This is a genomic window from Streptomyces coryli (assembly GCF_011044975.1).
GTDB classification, from domain to species: Bacteria; Actinomycetota; Actinomycetes; order Streptomycetales; family Streptomycetaceae; genus Streptomyces; species Streptomyces coryli.
Genome location: NZ_JAAKZV010000392.1, coordinates 1 through 4,713, shown reverse-complemented (window position 1 = coordinate 4,713; position 4,713 = coordinate 1). Strand labels below are relative to the sequence as shown.

Annotated in this window: 2 protein-coding genes and 1 pseudogene; 2 read left to right on the top strand and 1 reads right to left on the bottom strand. The window is 75.3% G+C overall.

Annotated features, from left to right (window positions below; translation table 11 throughout):
- Positions 1-410 (top strand): annotated as a pseudogene (locus G5C51_RS39910) (MFS transporter); the annotation flags it as partial.
- Here the strand turns inward: G5C51_RS39910 and G5C51_RS39905 are convergent.
- Positions 376-2,628, bottom strand: coding sequence for a phosphoinositide-specific phospholipase C-related protein (locus G5C51_RS39905; RefSeq protein ID WP_165245505.1), 2,253 nt, complete (start codon positions 2,626-2,628; stop codon positions 376-378). The pseudogene G5C51_RS39910 and the gene G5C51_RS39905 sit on opposite strands and share 35 nt — an antisense overlap.
- 199 nt (positions 2,629-2,827) lie before the next feature.
- Here G5C51_RS39905 and G5C51_RS42650 point away from each other — a divergent pair.
- The coding region (locus G5C51_RS42650) for a nitrate- and nitrite sensing domain-containing protein (RefSeq protein WP_206314829.1) at positions 2,828-4,713 on the top strand (1,886 nt) is incomplete at its 3' end.

The window sequence follows — 4,713 nt, the reverse complement described above, 5'->3', positions numbered from 1 at the left end:
CGGGGGTGCCGGTGGACGGGGACTTCGCGCGGCATCTGCTGCCCGGGCTGCTGGTGTTCGGGGTGGGGCTCGGGGCGGGCGCCGTGGCCGGCTCGATCGCCGCGCTGACCGGCGTACCGGAGCGGGACTCGGGCGTCGCGTCCGGGATCAACCAGGCGGCGTTCCAGGTGGGCGGCGCCTTCGGGGTGGCGGTGGTGACCTCGGTGGCGGTCTCGTACGCGAACGGGGAGACGGCCGAGCAGCTGACGAATGGCTACCAGGCGGGCTTCACCGCGAGCGCGGTGCTGGCGGCGGCGGGAGTTGCCGTGGCGCTGCTGGTCCTCGGCCGCGGCGGCGGCGCGGCGCGGCGGGAGCGCGACGGTGGTGGGCGGCGGGTCAGCGATCCAGCTTCCGCACCCGCTCGTCGTTGAGCTCGTTCACCGCGCCGCTGACGTCGCCGATGGTCGCGTAATCGACGGCCACCAGATTCACCGGTCGGCCGCGCTGCTTCTCGCATTGCCGGGCCCGCTGCAGCACCCGCTCCTTGGCGTTGATCTCGCCCGCGTCGAGGCGGCTGCCGCCGCCGTTGGTGACGAAGTGGTTCATCAGGAAGAGGCGTTTGCCGGTGCCGCCGCGGTTGGGCGCGCAGGTCATGTCCTGGGGCTTGCTGAAGGCGAACGGGGTCTCCATGCCGTACCGGTAGTAGTTGCGGTAGTAGCGGGCCGGGCCGTCGGCCCGCTCGGCGAATACGACGAGGCGCTTGCCGTCCTCCGTCATCTCGCCGAGCGTCGGCCACGGCGCGTCCGGGTCGGCATCGGGCGTGTACGCCAGCTCGTCCAGGCCGGCGGCGTGCAGGGCCCGCGCCGTCTCCTCGCCGCTGATGCCGTCCTGGATCACGAGGGTGACGACCTCGGCGGGGTTGTTGTCCATCCACTCGCGGACTTTCCCGAGCTCCGGCACCAGCGGGATGGCGCCGCCGCGGCAGACCGCGTGGCACAGCCAGGTGCCCTTGCGCGGCGGGTCGAGGGTGTTGATGACGCTACGGATCTGCTGGCGCATGCCCGGGGTGAAGTCGGACTCGGCCAGCCGGGCGGTGACCTCCTTCGGCGTCTCCCAGCGGTGGGTGTCGATGAGCAGCGCGCGGACGCCGTCGTTGAGCTGGCCGGTGATGGAGGGGTCCTGCAGCGGGCCGATGAACTTGTCCTCGGACGTGGACATCGAGTTGTGCGAGGCGACCTGGGCGACCTGGTCGTACGGGACGTCGCACAGGTCGGCGCGGCCGTTGCAGCGATGCTCGGACTCGCCGCCGAAGGCGTTCGGCACGAGGACCGCGCCGGCGAGGGCGGCGGCGGTGACGCCGATGGCGGCCCAGCGGTAGCGCGGGGGGAGGGTGGGCTCGGTCTTGGGAGCTTTCGCTTCGTTCGCTTCGTTCGTTTGCTTCATACGGGCCGCCTGCCGCTGCCAGGTCCAGCCGCCCGCGGCGAGCAGCGCGCCGGCGACGAGCGGGAACGCGGCCGTGGAGAGTGCGGTGTCGAACAGCCGCGTCATCGCGGTCTGCTGGAGGTCGCCGAGCAGCCGGTCGGCGGAGTCCGGCCAGCCGCGCGGGGCGGCCATCGCCGTACCGCCGGAGAACCACCGGGCGGCGAGGACCAGCGCCAAGGCGAGCGCGCCGCCGGTGGCGAGCGCGAGGCCGACGCGCTTGAGGCGGCGGCCTGGCGCGGGCGGCCCCGCGAACCAGAGCGTGGCGAGCGCGGCGCCGCCGAGCACCGCGGCGATCGTCTGCACCCAGCCGAGGCCGAGCTTCGTAAAGGCGCGGGCTTCGCGGACCGGGGCCAGGCCGTCGCGGCCGTCGGCGCCGCCGCGGTCGAGGTCGGCGGTGAGGTTCCAGGTGGAGCCGTCGGCGGTGTCGCGGAGCTGGGAGGCGGCGGTCTTCTTGTCCTTGGCGAAGGCCACCGGGCCGACCTCGGCGAGCGCGGTGGCCAGGTCGCCGCTGCCGAGGGCGGCTTCGACGCGCGGGCGCAGGGCGCCGCGCTGGCCGGCGGGTACCGCCTTCAGCAGCGCGTCGGTGGCGGCCTCGGCCTGGCGGTCGCTGAGGTCGAGGGTGGGGAGGCCGTCGGGGCGCTGACCGTCGGCGATGCGGGTGACGGCGTCGTCGAGTTCGCGCTGGAAGGCGCGGTAGTCGGGGGCGGGTTTCTGCTGCAGGCCCGCGACGGTGTCGGCGAAGTAGATGTGCCCGAGGTCGCCGAGGTTGGTGAGGACGGGCCTGAGGTCGACCGTGAGTTTCAGCTGGTCGGTGTCGCCGCGGAGGTATGTGACCGCCTGGCCGATGACCTGGTTGGCCATGGCGCGGGTGGTGGAGGGCGGGAGGACGGTCTTGAGATTGGACGTCACTATGGCCTGCGGCACCGGGAGGCGGCCGAGGAGATTGCGGGTGACGCCGGACGCCTCGGGGTCGACGAGGACCTGGTCGTAGAGGCGGTCGTACGTGTCCTCCTCGTCGAGGACGGTGCGGTAGTAGGCGGCGTTGGCGACGGTGGAGCGGGCAGTGCCGGCGACGACGAGGGTGACGGTCGCCAGGACGGCGACCGTGAAGGCGGTCCACCGGAGAGCGGTGGTGGTCCATGCGGGCTTCTTCGTCGGGACACTCACGCCTCAAGGGAAACATGCGAGGTTGCCGACGCGGCTTGCGCCTGGCTGGAGCGCTACGTGTTACGAGAGTGTGCCGTCACGCGTACGGCCGCGTAGCCGCAAGCGCCCGCGGCCGACGCGACCGCGCTGAGCAGAGTGCAACCGTGTCCTTACGGCCGGGTAATTCCGGGGCGCCCCGCGCCCCATAGCGTCGTCGCCCATGACCGAGCAGGGCCGCCGACCGGGCCCCTTCACCCTCCGCCGCCTGACCCCCCACACCATCCGCGGGCGCGTAGCCATCGTGCTGGCCGTCCCCACCTGCCTGCTGCTGATGCTCACCGGCTACGGCGTGGCCGACCGCGCCGCGGACGCCGGCCGGGCCGGGCAGTCCGCCGAACGGGTCGGCCTCGTACTCGACGTGCAGGCCCTGGTCCGCGAACTGCAGCGCGAACGCGGCCTGACGAATGGCCTCCTCGGGGGCGAGGACTCGTACGCCGCCAAGCTCCGCACCCAACGCGATCGCGCGGATGCCGCGCGGAGGCGCCTGGACGACCATCTTGCGGAGTCCGGTGCGGACACGGCGCCGGCGGTGGCGAGGGCGTTGCGGGGGGCGGATGGGCTGGAAGGTGGTGGCGCCGATGGGTCCGCGGGGTCCGGCGGGACCGACGGGACCGACGGGTCCGGCGGGACCGCCGGCACCGACAGGACCGACGGGACCGACGGCACCCGCGATTCCGGCGGGGCCGACAGCCCCCGCGGCACCGAAAACAGCGACGGTCCCGCCGGAGTCGCCGATGGGACTGCGGGCAGCGCGGGTGGGACCGCGGGCAGCGACGGCAGCCGACGCCCCACCAGCCTTCGCGCCCTCCGCGTCGACGTCGACCGCCGCGACGCCACCCCGGCCGCCGCGCTCGACGCCTACACCGGGCTGATCACCTCCCTCACCTCCGCCGAGGCAGCCGCCGGGGACGCCGCCGCTCGCGGGGACACGCGGCTCGCGCGCGGCATGGATGCGCTGCAGGCGCTCGCCGAGGCCACCGAGGCGACGGCGCTCGAACGCGGGCTGTTGAACGGGGTGTTCGCGCACGGGCGCTTCCGCGGGAGCGAGTTCGTGCGGTACGCGCAGGTGCGGGCGCAGCGCGAGGCGGGGCTGCGGGCCTTCCGGCCGCTGGCCGCCGCGCCCCGCAAAGCGGAGTTGGACGCGGCGCTACGGACCGCTGCCGCCCGCCGCGCCGCCGGATACGCCCGCCGCGCGGACGCCGGCGCCGCCGGCAACCGGCTCGGGGTCGACGCCCGGCGCTGGTGGCGGGACATGACCGTGCTCGTCGACGACCTGCACCGCACGCAGGTCCATGCGGGCGCCGACGTCCGCGGCCGCGCCGACGACCTCGCGGCCGCCGCCCGCCGCCAGCTCGTCCTCTTCCTGCTGCTCGGCGCCGCCGAACTCGCCCTCGCCGCAGGCCTCGTACTCCTCGCCGCCCGCTCCATCACCCGCCCGCTCACCGCCCTGGTGAGCGAGGCCGACGATGTCGCCGGGCGACGGCTGCCACAGCTGGTGGCCGCGATCCAGGAGGGCCGGGCAGTGGGCGCCCTCGGCGGGCCGGGAGCCTTTGGCGAGCCAGGTGATCCTGCCGATCCCGGCGGCTCCGCCTGGACCGGCCTGACCGGCCTGACCGGCCTGACCGGCGCGGCCGGTGTGGTCGGCGCGGGCGGTGCGAGCGGTGTGCCTAGTGCGTCTGGCCTGTCCGGCGCGGCCGGTGCGGGCGGTGCGACTGGTCTGACCCGGGCGGGCGGTGCGGTCGGCGCGACCGGCCTGACCGGCGCGGGCGGGGCGGGCGGTGTGTTCGGCGCGGGCGGTCTGACCGGGGCGGTCGGCGCGACCGGCCTGACCGACGCAGGCGGCGGGGGCGGCCTGTCTGGTGCGGTCGGCGCGACTGGTGCGGGCGGTGTGCCCGGTGCGTCGGGCCTGTCCGGCGCGGCCGGCGCGCCCGGTGCGGGCGGCCCGACTGGCGCGGGCGGTGTGTCCGGTGCGACTGGCCTGCCCGGTGCGGTCGGCGTGCCCGGCGCGCCCGACCGCACCGGGCAGGCCAGTCGCTGTCTCTTATA